This is a genomic window from Shewanella loihica PV-4, from assembly GCF_000016065.1.
GTDB classification, from domain to species: Bacteria; Pseudomonadota; Gammaproteobacteria; order Enterobacterales; family Shewanellaceae; genus Shewanella; species Shewanella loihica.
Window position 1 is genome coordinate 2,630,022 of record NC_009092.1, and the last position, 19,792, is coordinate 2,649,813.

General features: G+C 56.9%; 19 protein-coding genes. 11 read left to right on the forward strand and 8 right to left on the reverse strand.

Translation table 11 applies throughout. The features are described from left to right. The first annotated feature begins 131 nt into the window (after nt 1–131). The 8 genes from SHEW_RS11660 to SHEW_RS11695 all read left to right on the forward strand — a co-directional run bounded on the left by SHEW_RS11660 (nt 132) and on the right by SHEW_RS11695 (nt 8,392). Complete coding sequence (locus tag SHEW_RS11660; RefSeq protein ID WP_011866049.1) at nt 132–1,685, forward strand: anthranilate synthase component 1; 1,554 nt, start codon at nt 132–134, stop codon at nt 1,683–1,685. Further along, nucleotides 1,682–2,290: an aminodeoxychorismate/anthranilate synthase component II gene (locus SHEW_RS11665; RefSeq protein WP_011866050.1), complete on the forward strand. Its 609-nt coding sequence runs from the start codon at nt 1,682–1,684 to the stop codon at nt 2,288–2,290. The genes SHEW_RS11660 and SHEW_RS11665 overlap by 4 nt, the downstream gene beginning before the upstream one ends. Before the next feature lie 2 nt (nt 2,291–2,292). After that, nucleotides 2,293–3,342, forward strand: a complete 1,050-nt coding sequence (gene trpD / locus SHEW_RS11670; RefSeq protein ID WP_011866051.1) for an anthranilate phosphoribosyltransferase — start codon at nt 2,293–2,295, stop codon at nt 3,340–3,342. Then, complete coding sequence (trpCF, locus tag SHEW_RS11675; RefSeq protein WP_011866052.1) at nt 3,342–4,793, forward strand: bifunctional indole-3-glycerol-phosphate synthase TrpC/phosphoribosylanthranilate isomerase TrpF; 1,452 nt, start codon at nt 3,342–3,344, stop codon at nt 4,791–4,793. The genes trpD and trpCF overlap by 1 nt, the downstream gene beginning before the upstream one ends. Nucleotides 4,794–4,844: 51 nt before the next feature. Further along, complete coding sequence (gene trpB / locus SHEW_RS11680; protein WP_041407223.1) at nt 4,845–6,053, forward strand: tryptophan synthase subunit beta; 1,209 nt, start codon at nt 4,845–4,847, stop codon at nt 6,051–6,053. Beyond that, complete coding sequence (trpA, locus tag SHEW_RS11685; RefSeq protein WP_011866054.1) at nt 6,046–6,849, forward strand: tryptophan synthase subunit alpha; 804 nt, start codon at nt 6,046–6,048, stop codon at nt 6,847–6,849. The genes trpB and trpA overlap by 8 nt, the downstream gene beginning before the upstream one ends. 295 nt (nt 6,850–7,144) lie before the next feature. Then, nucleotides 7,145–7,768 (forward strand): HAD family hydrolase, encoded by a 624-nt coding sequence (locus tag SHEW_RS11690; RefSeq protein WP_011866055.1) that lies wholly within the window; start codon nt 7,145–7,147, stop codon nt 7,766–7,768. A gap of 93 nt (nt 7,769–7,861) precedes the next feature. Continuing rightward, entirely contained in the window at nt 7,862–8,392 is a 531-nt protein-coding gene (locus tag SHEW_RS11695) for a CIA30 family protein (RefSeq protein WP_011866056.1), read from the forward strand. 159 nt (nt 8,393–8,551) lie between these two features. Here the strand turns inward: SHEW_RS11695 and SHEW_RS11700 are convergent, their stop codons facing one another. Continuing rightward, the gene (locus SHEW_RS11700) at nt 8,552–9,754 is read right to left on the reverse strand and encodes a cyclic di-GMP phosphodiesterase (protein WP_011866057.1); all 1,203 of its coding nucleotides are present in this window, start codon (nt 9,752–9,754) and stop codon (nt 8,552–8,554) included. Between the two features lie 386 nt (nt 9,755–10,140). Between SHEW_RS11700 and SHEW_RS11705 the strand changes: the two genes are divergently transcribed. The 3 genes from SHEW_RS11705 to xthA are packed head-to-tail and all read left to right on the forward strand — an operon-like array spanning nt 10,141 to nt 11,818. Next, complete coding sequence (locus SHEW_RS11705; RefSeq protein ID WP_011866058.1) at nt 10,141–10,686, forward strand: septation protein A; 546 nt, start codon at nt 10,141–10,143, stop codon at nt 10,684–10,686. After that, nucleotides 10,686–10,985: a YciI family protein gene (locus tag SHEW_RS11710; RefSeq protein ID WP_011866059.1), complete on the forward strand. Its 300-nt coding sequence runs from the start codon at nt 10,686–10,688 to the stop codon at nt 10,983–10,985. Before SHEW_RS11705 ends, SHEW_RS11710 begins: the two co-directional genes overlap by 1 nt. A 23-nt stretch (nt 10,986–11,008) precedes the next feature. Further along, entirely contained in the window at nt 11,009–11,818 is an 810-nt protein-coding gene (gene xthA, locus SHEW_RS11715; protein WP_011866060.1) for an exodeoxyribonuclease III, read from the forward strand. Nucleotides 11,819–11,893: 75 nt separating this feature from the next. Here the strand turns inward: xthA and SHEW_RS11720 are convergent, their stop codons facing one another. From SHEW_RS11720 to SHEW_RS11750, 7 genes are all read right to left on the reverse strand, one after another. After that, complete coding sequence (locus SHEW_RS11720) at nt 11,894–13,342, reverse strand: methyl-accepting chemotaxis protein (RefSeq protein WP_011866061.1); 1,449 nt, start codon at nt 13,340–13,342, stop codon at nt 11,894–11,896. A 71-nt stretch (nt 13,343–13,413) separates the two neighbouring features. Beyond that, the gene (locus SHEW_RS11725; protein WP_011866062.1) at nt 13,414–13,908 is read right to left on the reverse strand and encodes a DUF1097 domain-containing protein; all 495 of its coding nucleotides are present in this window, start codon (nt 13,906–13,908) and stop codon (nt 13,414–13,416) included. Nucleotides 13,909–14,142: 234 nt separating this feature from the next. Continuing rightward, nucleotides 14,143–16,386, reverse strand: a complete 2,244-nt coding sequence (locus tag SHEW_RS11730) for a xanthine dehydrogenase family protein molybdopterin-binding subunit (protein ID WP_011866063.1) — start codon at nt 16,384–16,386, stop codon at nt 14,143–14,145. Further along, on the reverse strand, nt 16,383–16,889 hold the full coding sequence (locus SHEW_RS11735) for a (2Fe-2S)-binding protein (RefSeq protein ID WP_011866064.1): 507 nt from the start codon (nt 16,887–16,889) through the stop codon (nt 16,383–16,385). The genes SHEW_RS11730 and SHEW_RS11735 overlap by 4 nt, the downstream gene beginning before the upstream one ends. Before the next feature lie 79 nt (nt 16,890–16,968). Then, the gene (locus SHEW_RS11740; protein WP_011866065.1) at nt 16,969–17,715 is read right to left on the reverse strand and encodes a nucleotidyltransferase family protein; all 747 of its coding nucleotides are present in this window, start codon (nt 17,713–17,715) and stop codon (nt 16,969–16,971) included. Then, nucleotides 17,712–18,809: an XdhC family protein gene (locus tag SHEW_RS11745; protein ID WP_011866066.1), complete on the reverse strand. Its 1,098-nt coding sequence runs from the start codon at nt 18,807–18,809 to the stop codon at nt 17,712–17,714. The genes SHEW_RS11740 and SHEW_RS11745 overlap by 4 nt, the downstream gene beginning before the upstream one ends. A 176-nt stretch (nt 18,810–18,985) precedes the next feature. Beyond that, on the reverse strand, nt 18,986–19,630 hold the full coding sequence (locus tag SHEW_RS11750; protein ID WP_011866067.1) for an MBL fold metallo-hydrolase: 645 nt from the start codon (nt 19,628–19,630) through the stop codon (nt 18,986–18,988). Nucleotides 19,631–19,792 lie beyond the last annotated feature (162 nt).

The following is a 19,792-nucleotide window of genomic DNA, read 5'->3' on the forward strand; positions in this document are numbered from 1 at the left end:
ATTTAAACAAAAAGCCCGCACTCGATGCGGGCTTTTTGCATTTAATCGCCTAATTTTATTAATAGATTTATAAACGACTAACCCAAATATATAAACAAGTTAGTCCAATATCGGCAAGTAGGAGCGCAAATATGGGGCAAGAGTTTCTGGCCAGCGTCAACACGATAAAGGAGCGGATCACCTATCATGATGATCCTCTCCAGCTGTATCAGCACCTGACGCAGGATGCGGCACATACCATGTTGCTGGAGTCGGCTGAAATCGACAGTAAGGACCACCTTAAAAGCATCATCATGACCCACGCCGCCCTGGCCATACGTTGTGAAGGTTACCAACTCAGCTTCACCGCGCTGAGCGACAATGGTCAGGCGCTGCTGGTCCCCATCGCCTGCTTCTTCGGCGAAGATGAAAACTTAGTCGATGGCAAGGCGTTGACCTTAGGCCTGCAAAAAGACACCTCCCTCCTGGATGAAGATGCCAGATTAAAATCTACCTCACCGCTCGATGGCCTGCGCAGCCTGATAAAGCATATCGACATGGGCGATGATGCCCAGTTTGAGAGCCTGTTCCTCGGCGGCGTGCTGGCGTTCGATCTTATCGACACGGTAGAGCCGCTCCCCAAGGTGAGTCAGAGCGCCAATACCTGCCCTGATTACCTCTTCTATCTGGCCGAAACCCTGATCCTGGTCGATCACCAAGCGCGCAGCGCCGATATCATCAGCCATAACTTTACCCAACAGGCAGAAGTTAAGGCGGCATTGGCCGAGCGAGTCACCCAGCTGCACCAGGCCTGTAGCAGCCTTCCCGATATCGCCCCGCTCTGCCCTGTGGATGCCGAGACCCAGGTTAATGTGTCAGATGATGAGTTTAAGAACATAGTGACAGATCTTAAGTCTCATATCGTCGCCGGCGATATCTTTCAGGTGGTGCCATCGCGCAGCTTCAGCCTGCCTTGCCCGAATGCCCTGGGCGCCTACCGCGCCCTGAGACTGACCAATCCCAGCCCCTACATGTTCTACTTCAGAGGTGATGACTTTACCCTGTTTGGTGCCTCACCCGAGAGCGCCCTCAAATATGAGGCCAGCACCAACCAGGTGGAGATCTACCCCATCGCCGGTACCCGCAAGCGCGGCAAGACTGCGAGCGGCGAGATCGATTTCGATCTCGACAGCCGCATCGAGCTGGAACTGCGTCTGGACAAGAAAGAGCTGTCCGAACATTTGATGTTGGTGGACTTGGCCCGCAACGATGTGGCCCGCATCAGCCAGAGCGGCACCCGCAAGGTGGCCGAGCTGCTGAAAGTGGATCGCTACTCCCATGTGATGCACCTGGTCAGTAGGGTCACCGGCCAGCTTAGATCCGACCTCGATGCCCTGCACGCCTATCAGGCCTGCATGAATATGGGCACCCTTACCGGTGCGCCCAAGGTGAGCGCGGCCCAGCTTATTCGCGGCGCCGAAAAGACACGCCGCGGCAGCTATGGCGGCGCGGTGGGCTATCTCAACGGCCTTGGTGACATGGACACCTGCATAGTGATCCGCTCCGCCTTCGTTAAAGAGGGTACGGCGCATATTCAAGCTGGCGCGGGCGTGGTGTATGACTCAGATCCCCAGGCCGAAGCCGACGAGACCCGCCAGAAGGCCCAGGCGGTCATATCAGCCATCAAGATGGGAGGCGGACAATGAAGCTCTACCTACTGGATAATTTCGACTCTTTTACCTACAACCTGGTGGATCAGTTCCGCAGCTTGGGCTTCGAGGTGGTGATCTACCGCAACGACTTAGATGCCCAGTTTATCGCCGACAAGCTACTGCAAGAGCAAGGCAAGGCGGCGCTGGTATTATCCCCCGGCCCGGGAGCGCCCCATGAGGCGGGCTGCCTGATGGCGCTCATCGGCCTGTTAGCTGGCAAGGTGCCTATGCTGGGGATCTGTTTGGGCCACCAGGCGATGATCGAACACTTCGGCGGCAAGGTGGAGCGCGCCAAGCAGGTGGTCCATGGCAAGGCCAGCCCGACTATTCACAACTGCCAGGGGATCTTTGCCGGCCTGCCCTCGCCGCTCCCCGTCGCCCGCTACCACAGCCTGGTGGCAACGCAGGTGCCCGACTGCCTCGAGGTGATCGCCACCACGGAGGAGATGCCCATGGCCATCTCCCACAAGAGCGTCAAGGCGGTAGGCTTTCAGTTCCACCCAGAGTCTATCTTGACCACGCTCGGCAGCCAGTTGCTGACCCAGACATTGACCTACCTGACCCAAGATGCCCAATTAAGCAGCGGCCAAGGAGTATAGTAATGAGTGAACTACAGCCGATTTTCGACAGGCTTTATCAGGGGCAAACCATCAGCCGCGAGGAGACCAAGGCGCTGTTTAGCGAGATAGTCGAGGGCAAGATGGATCCCGTCGCCATGGCCGGTATGTTGGTCGCGATGAAGATGCGCGGCGAGACCATAGATGAGATCTCCGGCGCCGCCGACGCCCTGCTGCAAGCCGCCAAGGCGTTTCCCGCCCCCAGTGAGGCGACACGCACCCAGGGCATAGTGGATATTGTTGGCACAGGTGGAGACGGTCACAACACCATCAACATCTCGACCACCTCAGCCTTCGTGGCCGCCGCGGCGGGCGCTAAGGTGGCCAAGCACGGCAATCGCAGCGTATCGAGCAAGTCTGGCTCGTCTGATCTGCTGGCGCAGTTTGGTATCGATCTCACCATGGCGCCCGAGACCGCAAGAGACTGTCTCGACGACTTGGGGCTCTGTTTCCTGTTCGCGCCCCACTATCACGGCGGCGTGCGCCACGCAGTGCCGGTACGTCAGGCGCTGAAGACCCGCACCCTGTTTAACGTCTTAGGTCCATTGATCAATCCGGCCAGACCCGACTACATGCTACTGGGGGTCTATGATCCTATGCTGGTGCGCCCTATCTGTGACGTGCTTAAGGCGCTGGATGTCAAACGCGCCATGGTGGTTCACGGCAGCGGCCTGGATGAGGTAGCGGTACACGGCGAGACCTTAGTCTGTGAGCTGAAACAGGGTGAAATCGTCGAATATTACCTCTCACCCGAGGCCCTGGGGCTCAGCCGCGCCGCGATAAGCGATCTCGCCGGTGCAGGCCCTGCAGAAAACGCCGAAATCACCCGCGCCATATTGCAAGGCCATGGCGAGTTGGCGCACACTGAGGCGGTAGCTGCCAATGCGGGCTGCGCCCTCTATGTATCCGGCTGCTGTGACAGTCCACAGCAAGGCACGGCGCTGGCGCTACAGACCCTCGCCAGCGGCAAGGCATACATCCTACTCCAGCAGCTTGCTAGCGCGAGCCAAAGTGACAACCTAGGAACAAACTGATGCAAGCGAGTGTAAACAGTCAAACAGGCCCGTCGAACACAAGCAGCAATGTGCTGACCCGTATCGTCGACACTAAACCGGCTCACATCGCCGCGCTGAAACAGCGCTTCCCCGAGGCTTCGCTAGCACCCAAGGTGTCGGATCGCAGCCTGTATCAGGCACTCAAGGCGCCCAATGCCGGCTTCATCTTCGAGTGCAAGAAGGCCAGCCCCTCTAAGGGCCTTATCAGGCAAGCGTTCGATGTCGAGGCTATCGCCGATGTCTACAATCATTATGCCGCGGCCATCTCGGTACTGACCGACGAGCAGTTTTTTCAGGGTGACATGGATTACCTGCCCAAGGTACGCGCCCGGGTGAGCCAGCCCATCTTATGCAAAGATTTCTTCGTCGATCCCTATCAGGTGAAACTGGCGGCCCACCAAGGCGCAGATGCCATACTGCTGATGTTGTCGGTACTGGATGATGACCATTATCGCCAGCTGGCAAGCCTGGCAGCCCAGTACCAGCTGGATGTGCTGACCGAGGTCAGCAATGAAGAGGAGCTCAAGCGCGCCATCGCACTTGACGCCGCCATCATAGGGATCAATAACCGCAACCTGAGGGATCTCACCACAGATCTGGCAACCACAGAGGCGCTTGCCCCGCATATCCCGGCAGACCGCGTGGTAGTGAGCGAATCAGGCATCTACACTCAGCAGCAGGTGAGACGCCTGAGCCCCCTGGTAGATGGCTTCCTGGTAGGCAGCTCGCTGATGGCCGAAGCCGATCTGGATCTTGCCTGCCGCGCCCTGACCCTTGGCCATAACAAGGTGTGCGGCCTGACCCGCAGCGAAGATGTGCGCGCCGTCATTGACGCCGGCGCCCTCTACGGCGGACTAATCTTTGCCAAGAAATCGCCTCGCTACGTGAGCCCAGAGCAGGCACTAGACTTAGTCGAGCAGCAGCGAAGCAGTGGTAAGGGGCTGAATTTTGTCGGCGTCTTCGTCAACGAAGAGCTCTCCACCATCGCCGAGCTGGCCAAACGTTTAAACCTGTTTGCGGTGCAACTTCACGGCAGCGAGAGCGAATACGATATCGATCAGCTCAGATTTAAGCTAAATGAACTTGATTGCCAGACCCAGATCTGGAAGGCGGTAGCCGTCAGCGTCGATAGCGACGATTGCCAGGCCCCCTCTACGCCAGCCAATGCCGATCGCCTGCTCTACGACAGCAAGACAAAGGCGACAGACGGCGTGCAGTTTGGTGGCACGGGCCATGCCTTTAACTGGCAGCAGCAACTGCCGAACAAGGCTGATGCCATGTTGGCCGGAGGGCTTAACGCAGGCAACGCCTTCGACGCCGCCCGGCAGGGCTTCTTCGGCCTGGACTTTAACTCGGGCCTCGAGTCGGCTCCCGGCGTCAAGGATGCGGAGCTGATCAAGCAAGCCTTTACCGCCCTTAGAGAATATTAACGTTTTGCGGCGCACCTTAACGGCGCCGCCCCATACAGAGAGAGCTTTATGATGACTAAGCTGGACCCTTATTTCGGCGAATATGGCGGTATGTTTGTACCGCAGATTTTGATGCCCGCCCTCAAGCAGCTCGAAGCCGCCTTCGTCGATGCGCAGAACGATCCGAGCTTTCAAGCCGAATTTACCGATCTGCTGAAAAACTACGCCGGCAGACCGACCGCCTTGACGTTGACCCGTAACCTTAGCCCTAACCCTCTGGTGAAGATCTACCTCAAGCGTGAAGATCTGCTCCATGGTGGCGCCCATAAGACCAACCAGGTATTGGGTCAGGCCCTGCTGGCCAAGCGTATGGGCAAGAAAGAGATCATCGCCGAAACCGGCGCCGGACAGCACGGCGTCGCCACGGCCCTGGCCTGCGCACTATTAGGCCTCAAGTGTAAGGTCTACATGGGCGCCAAAGATGTCGAGCGTCAATCGCCCAACGTGTTCCGTATGCGCCTGATGGGCGCCGAGGTGATCCCGGTCACCTCAGGCTCAGCCACCTTGAAAGATGCCTGTAACGAGGCGATGCGCGACTGGTCTGCCAGTTATGACAAGGCTCACTACCTGCTAGGCACCGCCGCCGGTCCACATCCCTTCCCCACCATAGTGCGCGAATTCCAGCGCATGATTGGCGAAGAGACCAAGGCGCAGATCCTAGAGCGTGAGGGTCGTCTGCCCGACGCGGTGATCGCCTGTGTTGGCGGCGGTTCAAATGCCATCGGTATGTTTGCCGACTTTATCGACGAGCCTTCGGTAAAGCTTATCGGTGTCGAGCCCGCAGGACTCGGCATAGATACCCCTAAACATGGCGCGCCGCTCAAGCACGGCAAGACGGGGATCTTCTTCGGCATGAAGGCGCCGCTAATGCAAGATAAAGAGGGCCAAATTGAGGAGTCTTACTCCATCTCGGCAGGCTTGGACTTCCCGTCAGTGGGGCCACAGCACGCCCATCTGGCGGCGACCGGTCGCGCCACCTATGAGTCGGCCACAGATGACGAGGCCTTAGCGGCCTTCCAGCTGCTGGCCCGCAGCGAGGGGATCATCCCGGCACTGGAGTCGGCCCATGCCCTAGCCTATGCCATCAAGCTGGCCGAGGCCGCTACCGAGGAGACGCTATTGGTGGTCAACCTCTCAGGCCGCGGCGACAAGGATATCTTCACCGTCGCCGACATCTTAGAAAAACAACAAGCAAACAACGAGGAGAGCGGCAATGAGTAACCGTTATCAGGCAGCATTTGCCGCACTTAACGCAAGCGGGCGTGGCGCCTTCGTGCCTTTCGTCACCATAGGCGATCCCAACAGAGAATTGTCGCTGAAGATCATCGAGACCTTAGTAGAAAACGGCGCCGATGCCTTGGAGCTGGGCTTTCCCTTCTCCGATCCCCTCGCCGACGGCCCGGTGATCCAGGGCGCTAACCTGCGCGCCTTAGCCGCGGGCACTACGCCGGGTGGCTGTTTCGAGATCATCACTGCGGTGCGCGCCAAATACCCAGAGCTGCCCATCGGCTTGCTGCTGTACGCCAACCTAGTGTATGCCAACGGCGTCGAAGCCTTCTACGCCAAGGCCAAGGCCGCCGGCGTGGATTCTGTGCTTATCGCCGACGTGCCAGTGGAAGAGGCAGCGCCCTTTATCGCCGCAGCCAAGGCCCACGAGGTAGCGCCTATCTTTATCGCGCCGCCCAATGGCGATGCCGAGACACTGCGCCAGGTCGCCGAGCAGGGCCAGGGCTACACCTACCTACTATCACGCGCCGGCGTCACGGGCACAGAGTCGAAGGCAGGCATGCCGCTGGATGATATCCTGGCCCAGCTCAAGGCCTTCGACGCGCCGCCGCCCCTACTGGGCTTTGGCATCGCAGAGCCAGATCAGGTCAAGGCCGCCATCGACTCGGGCGCAGCGGGCGCCATCTCGGGCTCTGCCGTGGTGAAGATCATCGAGACCCACCAAGACGATGAGCAGGCCCTGCTCAGCGCCCTGGGTCAGTTTACCCGTGAGATGAAGGCGGCAACCTAAGCCTTAACGCCTACCCCCCCTTCTCATCCAATCTAAAATCCCCGCACCAGCGGGGATTTTTTTTATCCACGACTCCCCATTGCTGATCCATTAGTCGCCGGGCGCCGTATCACCTCAATCAAACCAAATGAGAGCTGGCGCTTGAAACGCTCGCTAATGTCAGCCCTGACAGGAGTGACAGGCGGCTACTGGCTATACTTATAGCTATTAAGCCAGCGACTTTTTTAACATCGGCCTTCTTAACAGCAGCCTTCTTAACAACAACCTTCGCCTTCAATCTAGATAAGGACACGCCATGCAGAGCTTTAATAACTTGTTTAAGGGAGTGATCTTCGACCTCGACGGCACCTTAGTGAGCAGCTCCCTCGACTTTAAGGCCCTCAAGCAGGCAGTTGGCTGCCCGTTAGACCAGGATATTCTCGCCTTCGTGCAGCAGCTGCCAACAGAGCGTGCCAAGAAGGCCCATAAGATCATCACCCAGGCCGAGCACTTAGATGCCCTAAGCGCCAGGGCGATGAGTGGCGCCTTAGCCCTGCTGGACTTTCTGCTACTGCAACAGATCCCAACGGCAATCGTCACCCGCAACAGCCGCCAGGCGGCCGAATTAAAGATAGAGCGCTGCGCTCTGCCGATCGATCTCATTCTCAGCCGCGACGATGGCCCGGCCAAGCCAGATCCCAGCTGTCTGCTAGCCCTAGCAAAGTTGTGGCAGCTGCCGCCATCGCAGATAGCCTATGTGGGCGACCATCACTATGATATCCAGGCCGCCAAACGGGCAGGCATGCCATCTGTGCTGCTCAGCGAGCAGAGAGCTCATGGCGAGCAGAAAACCTATGGCGAGCAGCATGGCGCCAGCTACATCTTCAGGGATCTCATGGCGCTGCACAGGGCCTTGCCCTCCATCTCTCTGTGCGCCTGAGCTTGCAAACAATAAGCAGCGCACATGAAGATGCTACTTGGCTTGACCTTGCTAGGCCCTTACCTTCTCACTGTCCAAGGAGTCGATACTAAGATGGAAACATTAGCCTTACTGACTCACCCAGGTCACTGGCAAATCGTCAACGATGGGGTAATGGGAGGCCGCTCCCAGAGCGAGCTGAGTGAGTTCCTCAACGCCAATCAGCAATATCGCCTGCGCTTTAGCGGCAATGTCTCCCTCGAGAACAACGGCGGCTTCGCCTCTGTGTCGCGCACCCTGAGCCAGGAGGAGCAGCAGATTTTACAACAGGCTCATCCTGGCGGCATTCGCCTCACCACCTTAGGCGATGGCAAGCACTACCAACTCAGGCTCAAAGTGCTTAAACAGGGCGAACTGGTCAGCTACAAGGCAAACTTCGATACCCAGGCGGGCAGGCTCGAGCAGTGGACATTTGCCCCAGGGGAGTTTATCGAGACCTTTCGCGGCGCGGATTATCCAACGCGACCCTACCCAGACCTGACGCAACTGGTCGCCGTTGGTCTCTTGATTGGTAATGGCCAAGCGGGAGATTTTGAGCTGCAACTCGCCGAGCTGGCCATTCAATACACACCGGCCTCTCAGTAAGCAGGGCAATCTGAGTAATCCGAGCAATCTAAATCATCCCGGCAATCTCAATGATCCCGGAAAGCCCAATTAACTCAGGTCGTTAAAGGGCTAGGGGTTAAATGAGCTAAGGGCTAAAAAAGCTAAGGCGTTAATAAGCTAGCGCTCGTCCAATAAACGCTAGCCCTCGTGGGAGAGAAACTCGATGATCTCATCCATGTCGAGGTCGAAATCATCGGCGCGCACATTCTTGACTATGATGTCGTCACGCATCGCCGCCAGATCGATATTGGCGGAGATCTCGAAATGATTGGGATTCAGGCTGTAGAAGGGCTTCACCTTGGGGCGGATAGGGTCTTGATGGTTATGACTCTCGACGATCGCCAGACGGTTAGATTCCAGCTGCACCAGAGAGCCCACGGGATAGACCCCCATGCACTTGATGAAATGATCCACTAACTCGGCGTCCAGCTCGTTATTCTCCCCTAGGGCGCGCAGTATGCTAAAGGCCTTCACCTGAGGATAACCCGCCTTATAACAACGATTGGCGGTTAAGGCGTCGAAGATGTCGCAGATGGCGATCATTCGGCCAAAACGGGAGATCGCTTCGGCACTGACGCCAAAAGGATAACCCTTGCCGTTGAGCTTCTCATGATGCAGCCTGGCGACCTCAAGGCTCAGCGGGCTGATGTTGGGCGTATTCTCTATGATGCGGATGGAGTGATTGGCATGGGTCTTCATCACCTCGAACTCCTCGGTCGTCAACCGACCCGGCTTGTCGAGAATGCTTGGGGGGATCATGATCTTACCCACATCGTGCAGGAAGGCGCCTATCGCCAGCTCACTCACTATCTCTTTATCTATCTTGAGATAGCAGGCAAAAATCGTCATCAGCACAGAGACGGCCACCGAGTGTTCCAGCAGATATTGATCTTTATGGCGTATGTTGATCACACAGGCCAGCGCATCGGGATTATCGAATATCGCCTCGATAGACTGATCCGTGACCCGTCTCACCGGCTCCAGCGTCAGGGGCACACCAGCTTGGGCATCGTCAAACAAGCGTCTCTGTATCGCCTTAGACTCGTTGAACAGCTGCTTGGCCTGGCTCAGTCGCTGTTTAAATAGTCCAGGCGTTTTTGTTAGCTGGGCAGCTTGTTTATCCATGGTAGCTTGATTGACCTTGGCAGGCTCACTAGGCTGTGGGCGTCGCTTGCTGCTGTCGACTAACAGCTTCTCAATGCCTTTACGCTTAAAGCCATCGATCACCTGCTGTTTAGTGATCCATCCCTGCTCCGCCAGTTGAAACTTGTTCTTGGGCTGAGTGATCTCAACCACATACATGCCAACGGCCAGTTCAGAAACATCCAGTTCCACTTTCATATGCTGTACGCCTGCCCCCAGGAGGAAATTCGCTGCTTGCTCTGAGACACCAAGGTTTTCAAAAACCTACTTGGCATCACCTGCAAAAATGTAACACAAGCTTAAACAAAAAACTGCGCCTCAATAGCATCAAGATTTGAGACAAATCAAAAATCTCACCAATAATCATTAACATACAAACAACAAATATCCACTAAGGCTAGCCTGACTGCGCAAAAGAGCAACAGCCTGGTCACTTAATTATCAAACACCAGATGTGCGCTAGCCCAGATTAAAGGAATTTCATCCCAATTGCGCCGCTTTCACCGCGCCCCAACGTTTGCCCCACTCAAGAGGCATGTTACACTGCCAGCCATCTATATCCCTTGTTTGGTGAACTAGCCTACATGAAACAACTGCTCGACTTTTTACCTCTGGTGATCTTTTTCGCCGTCTATAAATTTTTCGACATCTATATCGCCAGCGGCGCCCTGATCGTGGCCACCGCACTGCAGTTGGTAGTCACCTATCTGCTCTATAAGAAGATAGAGAAGATGCACCTGATCACCTTCGCCATGGTGAGCTTCTTCGGCACCCTCACCTTGGTCTTTCACGACGATGCCTTTATCAAATGGAAGGTCACTGTAGTCTATGCCCTGTTCGCCCTGGCGCTGGCCCTGAGCCAATATCTGAAGAAGCCGATCCTCAAGGGGATGCTAGGTAAGGAGCTTATCGTCGCCGACAAGATATGGTCGCGGGTCACCTGGTATTGGGTCACCTTCTTCCTCGCCTGTGGCCTGGTTAACATCTATGTCGCCTTTAACCTGTCTCAGGAAACCTGGGTCAATTTCAAGGTGTTTGGCCTCACGGCCCTGACACTGATCAACACAGTGATCACTGTGGTATACCTCTACAAACACATGCCTGAAGAACATAAAAAGGAACTCAAATAATGTGGTACATGATCTCATCTCAAGATGTTGAAAACAGCTTAGAAAAACGCCTTCAAGCCCGTCCTGACCACCTAGCACGCCTGCAGGAGCTCTCTGACGAGGGTCGCCTGATGATCGCAGGTCCACACCCAGCTATCGACAGCGACAACCCAGGTGAAGCCGGCTTCACAGGTTCACTGGTAGTAGCCGAGTTCGACTCACTGGAAGCGGCGCAGGCCTGGGCAGACCAAGACCCATACGTGGCCGCCGGCGTTTACCAGAGCGTCATCGTAAAACCCTTTAAGCGCGTACTCCCTTAACCCAAATCGCAGGAAGCAAGCACTTGAAAATAGTTTCATTTAACATCAATGGTCTCAGAGCCAGACTGCACCAGCTACAGGCGCTGATCGACAGCCATAGCCCGGATATCATCGGCCTGCAGGAGACCAAGGTTCACGACGAGGCCTTCCCCCTTGCCGAGGTCGAGGCCATGGGCTATCAGGTGCACTACCATGGTGGCAAGGCTCACTATGGCGTCGCCATGCTCTCCAAACTGCCACCGGTCAAGGTACAGAAGGGGTTCCCCACAGATGATGACGAGGCCCAGCGCCGAATGATCATGGGCACCTTTACCCAAGCCAACGGCCGTCAACTGACGGTGCTCAACGGTTACTTCCCCCAGGGCGAGAACATCAGTCATGAAACCAAGTACCCGGCCAAGCGCAAGTTCTACCAAGATCTGATGCACTATCTGCAGCAGCACCATAGCCCAGATGAAGATATCGCCATCATAGGCGACATCAACATCTCGCCAATCGATTTGGATATCGGCATAGGTGAAGTCAACGCCAAGCGTTGGTTGAAGACGGGTAAATGCAGCTTCCAGCCCGAAGAACGTGAGTGGCTACAGACGCTGCTGGATTGGGGATTAGTCGACACCTTCCGTCAGCTGCATCCAACACGCAGTGAGCGCTACTCCTGGTTCGACTATCGCAGCAAGGGTTTCGATGATAACCGCGGCCTGCGCATCGACGTGATCCTGGCAACGCCGTCACTGGCTGAACGTCTGACCGAATCTGACGTAGATTATGATCTGCGCGGTATCGACAAGCCTTCCGATCATGCACCCATCTGGAGCTGCTTCAAAGATTAGAGCGTGATGGATCGAAAAAGGCGCCGAGGGCGCCTTTTTTATTGAGTCACTTTTATAGACTATTAATTCACCTAGCTACTGCAAGCGGTATTGCGACAGAATGCCATCCAGCTCAGTGGAAGATTGCTGCAGCTCGCTCGCCAAGACCACAGAACGCTCGGCGGTCTCCTTGATGGTCTGCGACTGGTCACGGATCTCATTGAGCTGCGAGGCGATATCCCGCGCCGACACGCTCTGCTCCTCCGCCGAAGCGGCGATCTGCGAGCTCATGTCGAACACCTGATCGATAGAATCGGCCATGGTATCCACATCGCTGCCCACTGACTCTATGGCCGCACGGCCAAGCTCGGCCTGCTCGACAATCTCATGGGTAATATCCGCCAGCTGACCCGAGCCCGACTGCAGCCCCTCGATCATCGACTGTATCTCCACCGTCGCCTGCTGGGTGCGTCCCGCCAGGGTTCGAACCTCGTCGGCCACCACGGCAAAGCCACGGCCCTGCTCACCGGCACGCGCCGCCTCGATGGCCGCATTCAGCGCCAGCAGATTGGTCTGCTCGGAAATACCGTTGATGGTGGTCACCACGGCACCAATCTCTGTGGCGTTGCCCGACAGCTGATCCACCGCGCTGGATGCCGCATCTATCTGGCCAGTCAACTGGCCGATACGGCGCACCGCCTCGGCGATACGCTGCTTGCTGTCGGCCGCGGCCGTCGCATTATGCTTGGTATGATCTGAGGTGTTGGCCGCGTTATGGGACACCTCTTCGATGGCGGCGGTCATCTGATCCATCGCCACGGCGACGGTATCGAGAAACTGATGCTGGAACTGCGCCAGCTCATCGTTCTGTTTCGCCTGCAGATTAAACTCATCGGAGGCATTAGCGAGCGTCCTGGCATTGTTGCCTATGGCTTTGACCATCTCGCTCATGTTGTCCGCGTTTCGGTCGATCTCCCGGGCGATAAGACTGAAGTCATCCTTACCGAAGAAATTGAGTCTGAAGGAGAGATCGCCATCGGCCAGCCGCTTGATAGCGATATACATGTCCCACAGACCGCCGCCCAGGGAGGTGGAGATCCAGTAACTCAGCTGATACAGCGGATAGAGGGCGATAAGGGCGACCCACAGCATCCACCAGGCATCGCTCTTGCCTTCGGCTTCCCAGGCGGCAACGTCCTGGCTCAGCTGCAGATATTGACCGGCGACCGGCGCGCTAGCGGTCACGCTATCACCGCGGCGCGACTGCTCATCACGAGATGCCAGCCTCAGGCTGTTGTCCTGGGCAAAACGCGCCAGCGCCTCACCACTTAAGCCCATCTGGCTCGCCACCTTGGCATAGGCATCGACGCTCGCCTGTACCCGGGCCGCCGAGCCGGCGTGCAATTGATTGTTGGCGGCATTTAAGTTCAACAAGGCGATGGTCAGGGTAATGGCCGTCACCATAGAGCAGACCACCCAAAATTTACCGTTAAGACTGAGTTTGATCAGCAAGGCATCTATCTTTCTAAACTGGATAGCTTTCATGGAAACCCACTTGTTTATCAGGCTAAATTGACAATTTCTTTCGACCTACAGCATCAAGTTAAGCACAATTTTTATTGTTGAGCCTTGATTAGACGTAACTTTATGGCAGGTATAGTCTTGGCGGTAAAAGCCACCATCTGTCCCGTTAGGAGTGTCATGGCATAACCCAACAGCGCACCTATCACGAGTGGCGGCAGTATGCTTGCCATATCGCCACCGAGGGCGAAGGTGATGCAGCAGCCGATGAAAGCGCCGGGAATAAAGGTGAGTCTTTGATAGCTGGCTTGCAGGCACATCAGGCTGGTAACGATACCCGTCAGCAGATAACCCACAAGCGGCGTATCGAAATAGCTACCACCGGAGATCACCACCCAGGCCCAGAACACGCCAGAGAGATTAGTGAACCAAGTCATTAACACCCCTTGAAAACCCTCCTTTGGCTGAGCGAAGAAAGTGCTACACGCGAGAAAGCCAACCCAAGTGACTAAGTGAAATGCATCGGCGACCCCTGCCCAAACGGCAGCAAGCAGCCCTGCAGATAATGCGACCTGCATACGATTTTCCATGTATGACCCCTCATTACATTGGAATATTATTTTTGGTTAAATTACTCCAAATTGAATGACAAAAACAGGATCTAGGCCAAATAAACCGGATTAAATGTTATTGAATTGAAAAACCGGCACCATTTGTAGTAAAAGAACCAAAAATCGTGTCACAAATGCATAAGAACGGCGAGAAAAAAGCCAGTCGATATAACGACTGGCTTTAATGGTCTACAGCCTATCTATGGATAGCGGCTAGATCTTGAAATGATCGCTCAGGGGCAGATCGCGAATGCGCGTGCCACTGGCCGCATAGATGGCGTTAACGATACTGGGCGCGATGGGCGGTACGCCCGGCTCGCCCACCCCGGCGGGCGGCGCCATAGATGGCACTAGGATGGTCTCTATCTCGGGGCATTGACTCATGCGCAGCAGCGGATAGTCATGAAAGTTAGACTGCTCTACACGTCCATCCTTAAAGCTAATGCGCCCCATCAGGGCGATGCTCAGACCAAACATCACGGCGCCTTCGAGCTGAGAGGCCACCCGGTCGGGGTTGACCAGGGTGCCGGCGTCTATGGCGATAACCGTCTTAAGCACCTTAAGCTGCTTATCCTGAGTCACCTCAACTAGGCTCGCGGCCGCCACATAGGCGGTAAAGCTGCGGTGCACCGCAAAGCCCCACCCCTGGCCTGCTTCAGGCTTAGCCATCTGCTTCACCTCCTGCTCCACCGCTGAGATCACCCCTTTATAACGGGCGGTGTCCACAGGGTGACGCTCTAGTGTCTCGCCATAGTTGCCATAGTTGAACTGCTGATCGCTAAAGGTCTCCTGCCTGTCCTTACCCAGCAACTCGCGCCACATGGTATAGGTATCCAGGCCGCGTTTGTTCGCCAGCTCATCGACAAACACCCCTATGCCGAAGCCATGCTGAATGTTGCACACAGAGCGCATCCAGCCGATACGGGTATGGGCGCTGGCTTTTACCGACTCACAGCGCAGGCTATCGATGGCCAGAGGCACATCCACGAAGCCCAGATCCAGCTCGGAGGCGCTGGGTTCATCCACACCCTCGGCGAAGGTAGAACTGATACTGGGGAAGCCAGTGCGCTGCAATATGGCCTCGACCGCCTTGTCGCCGACTCTGGCCTTGAAATACTGGGCGCTGATGGCATGCAGGTAACCATTTTGCAGCTCATCTTCCCGGCTCCAGCACACCTTGACCGGCCGCCCTGTTTTTTGGGACAACAGCGCCGCCTCGACGCAGAAATCTGGCTTAGACTTGCGACCAAAGCCGCCCCCCAGCAGGGTCACATGCACTGTCACCTGCTCGGCCTGCAGCCCCAAGGCTGCGGCAACTGTGCCCTGGGCACTCTGAGGCGTCTGGGTCGATGCCCAGATCTCGGCAGTCTTATCGGTCACGCTGGCGGCCGCCGCCGGTGGCTCCATCATGGCATGGGCCAGATAGGGCACGCTATAGACCGCCTCTATGGTCTTGTCCGCCGGCCAGCTCTGGCTCTGCTCGCCGAGCTGCCTGACGGGCTTGCCGCTCTTCTGCACCGCGCGCTTCAGCTGCGCCAGATAGGCGCTAGAATCGTGCCCATCGTTTGGCGAGTCACTCCAGCTAACCTTAAGCGCCTTGCGCCCCTGGGCCGCACTCCAGGAGTTAGTGGCCAGCACGGCCACGCCGCCCAGCGGCTGAAAGCTTGGCGCGCCCTGATGTCCCGGCAGGGGAATAACATCCACCACTCCGGCGACGGCGCGGGCCGCCTTATCATCGAGCTTGTCCACCTTACTGCCCAGCACCGGCGGGCGTACTATGCTGGCATAGAGCATGTTTTCCAGATGGATGTCGTAACCATACTCGGCGCTGCCGTCTAAAATCGCCTCCATATCCACTATGGTGTGGCCCTTGCCGATATGGGTAAAGGCCTTCGCTGACTTGAGCTTAAGGCCGGTCACCTCAGGCAGCGGCAGCTTGGCGGCTGCCATGGCCAGCTCACCGAAGCTGAGGCTGCGGCCGGAGGCCGAGTGAGTGACCTTGTTATCGGCTGTGCTCAGCTCGGCAACCGGCACCTTCAGACGTTCGGCCGCGGCCTGCTCCAGCATGGTACGCGCCATGGCGCCCATCTCGCGCATCTTGTCGAACCCCTTGCGTATGCTGCGAGAACCATCAGTATTCTGACTGCCGTAGCGTTTGTCGGCCAGCCCCTGCACCACCACGACCTTGTCCCAGTCCGCGCCCAGCTCGTCCGCCAGCACCTGAGGGATGCCGGTGCGGATCCCCTGCCCCATCTCAGAGCGGTGACAGGTAAGGTAGACCCTGTCATCCTCGCCGATGGCGATGAACAGGTTGAGGCGCGCCTCGCCGTTTTGGGCCAGCGCCATCGGGCTCCAGGCAAGGCCACTGGCTCCCAGGGCCAGACCGCCACCGGCCGCGCCGAACAGCTTTAACACATCCCGGCGACTGAAATTTTGTACCGCGCTGAACTGACTCATGCCTCAATCTCCCTTAAGCTCTGCTCCCTTTCATTCAGATCAAGCTGAGCCGATGTGCCGCTCGCCTGTTTGATCGCCGCCTTGATGCGGGTATAGGTGCCGCAGCGACACAGGTTGCCCACCATGGCCTCCTCTATCTGAGCATCGTTTGGCTGAGGATATTGACTCAGCAGCGCCGCCGCCGACATCAACTGCCCCGCCTGACAGTAGCCGCACTGGGGCACATTATTGTCGCGCCAGGCCTGCTTGAGGCCATCGGCCGCCAGCCCCTCTATGGTGGTCACCTGCTTGCCCTGCACCTGCTTTAGGCTGGTCAGACAGGCCCTGGCGGGCTCGCCATCGACATGTATGGTGCAGGCGCCACAGAGACCGGCGCCGCAGCCATACTTGGTGCCCGTCAGCCCCAGGAGATCTCTGATAGCCCAGAGCACGGGCATATTGGGATCGGCATCTAAGGTGTAATCTTTTCCGTTTATCTTGAGTCCGAGTTTCGATTGGGACATCAGTTTCTCCTTGTTGACCAATAGGCTATGGTTAACGGCCTTGCTTTAATTTGAATAGCTTTAATTCGAGTCGGTTGTGTCATTGGGCGCCCGCCTTGCTCCTCGCTAGGTACGCCATTAGCTGAGATCGGGTATCGATATCGACGCTAGCATCCTCCATCGCCATGGCGATGAGGCTGCCCTCCTGGTAGCGCCGGGACAAGAGGGCCTTGGCGCCGCGATCGCCGCTCAGATTAGACAGCGCCTCAAAATCGTCGAAATGAAACAGCGCTGGCGCCCCCAGAGTTAACTCATAATAGGCACAAACCCGGGTGTTTGCCCGGGCGCGGGCGCGAAACAGCCCGAGGTAATCATCGGTCTCCAGCAGCAGCTGATCCCCAAGGGCGATCAATAGCGTCTCGGCCAGCAGCGCCCTGGCCTCCTTGGCCGCCACCGCGATGGAGTGACCAAGCCCCCCTTGCCAATCTGGGTTATGCACTAGCTTAGCCGATGGCGGCAGACAACTGGCCACCGCCTCATGGTGGGCACCGGTGATCACACAAAGACTCGCGCCCAATCTGGCTGCCACCTCGCTGAGCGCGCTATATTGATGACCTATCAGGGTCGTCGGGGATGGACCGGCAACGAAATGAGCCACTATGTTTTTAGATTCAGTGGGCTTAGGTTCTGACGAAGCGCTTGCTAGGTCATTAGCGATTAAATCATCACTCGCCAAGTCATCATTTGTTAGGAACTGCGCCAGCTTCACGCCGCCGAAACGTCGGCTCTCCCCCGCCGCCAGCAGGGCGATCATCACCTTACCTTGGATACAGGTATCAGGCTTCACGCCATCACCTCTTTAAGGGCGACCCGCTTGGCGCCGTGCAGCACGCCGTGACATTCGGACAATATGGAGAGGGCTATCGAGGATGGCAGCTCGCCCCCTAACGCCAGGCCGGCCGGCGCCGAGAAATAGGCACCAAAGCTTGCGACCTCGAGCCCGGCAAGGGCCAGCACCCTGTCACGCCTATGGCCAGGGCCCAACAGCGCCAGGTAGCTAAGCTGCTTTGCGTGTTGATGAATTGCCGCCAGGGCCTTGGCATCCAACTCCAGGTTGTGTTGCATGACGATGGCGCCATCGAGACGGGTCCAGAAATTCTTGGGCAGCTCACTAACCGGCAGCTTGATGATGTTGGCGCCGACAAAATCATACTCCCTTGCATAGCTGGTGCGACGGTCGACCACATCCACTCGCCAACCCAGCTGCTGGGCAATCTGACACACGGGCTGGGCATCCAGGCCGCCGCCGAAGATAGCGATGCGATGATGCTCACGCAGGGGAACGACTAAACTCGCAGACTCACCTTGCACCGACTCATCTTGCAAAGATTGGCCTCGCACCGTTTCGCCCTGCATTGACTGGCCCTGTAAGATGCCCGGGCGGGGAAAATCGCTCAGTTGCCAGCCCGCCTTGGCATCATCCAGGGCCTGCTGGCTGGTCCACACCTTAGCGCCAAGGGAACCGGGCGATAATGATTCATCGGTGAGCATTAACTGATAATGGCATCGCCCCTGGCTGGCGAGCGCAGCCTTGAGCGCCTGAAAGTGCAGATAGTGATTGGCGGCGCACAGGGGCAGCAGCATGAGATGAACGAGTCCGCCACAGCCCAGCTGATAGCTGGCATCGGCCTCGTCGGTGGCATCGTAACAGACGCTGGCGGCCTGCCCGGTCTGGATCACCTTCTGGGCCCGGCGGCGCAGGTCGGCCTCCAAGCAGCCGCCGCTCACCAGGCCGACACTCTTACCCATACCGTGGATCAGCATCATGGCGCCCACCTTGCGATAGGCCGAGCCCTCCACATGGGTCACCACGGCCAGCACCCAATCATCTTGGGGCGCCGCCGACCAGGCGTTGAGCAGATCTTCGATGTGATGTGACATATCCCTGTGTCTCTTAGGCAAAATTAAGGACTAATGCCTTAACCTAGCAGACACAGAAATAAAAAACAGACTCAAAGCGTTGCAAAAGATTTCACAACGAAAAAACGGCGATTCGAATGAACCGCCGTCTTAAAACAAGCATTTAGAATCCTGATTATCAAGATTAGTTAGTGAGATCAGTTCAGCAGTTGATCCGCTACGAAGGGGTTTTGCTGCCGCTCGGCGCCGAAGGTCGAGATGGGGCCATGGCCGGGAATAAAGCTAACCTCACGGCCCAAAGGCCAGAGCACCTGAGTGATGGAATTTATCAGATCCGTATGACTCGACTGGGGGAAATCAGTACGGCCGATAGAGCCCTTAAACAGCACATCACCCACCCAGGCCAGCTTGTCGGCCTCACTGTAGAACACGATATGGCCCGGCGTATGCCCAGGGCAATGCAGGACTTCCAAGGTCTGCTCGCCCACTGTGACACGATCGCCCGAAATAAGATACTGGGCCGGCTCGAAGGCGGCAACGGGCAGAAACCCAAAGTGCTTGCTCTGTTGCGGCAGGGTCTCCAGCCAGAAGGCATCGTCCTTATGGGGGCCTATGATGGGCACACCCGCCGCGTCGGCCAGCGCCTTAGCGCCACCCACATGGTCGATATGCCCATGGGTGAGCAAGATCTTCTCCAGGGTCAGGCCATGATGGGCCAGCTGCTGCTGGATCCGCTCTATGTCGCCACCCGGGTCGACCACGGCCGCCTGTTTGGTTTTTTCACACCAGATGATGCTGCAATTTTGCTGAAATGGCGTCACAGGCACAATTTGATACTTCATCTTATTCTTTCCACTTTCATCCACCCCGGCATAGGTTAAATCATCGGGTTGGGATTCTCTAACGGCACTGACAAAAAGATTGATCTAGGATAACCTATCCGCGTCATTTAGTACCCTATTGCCTGACATTAGCGCACATTTATTCATCAAAAAGCATTACCA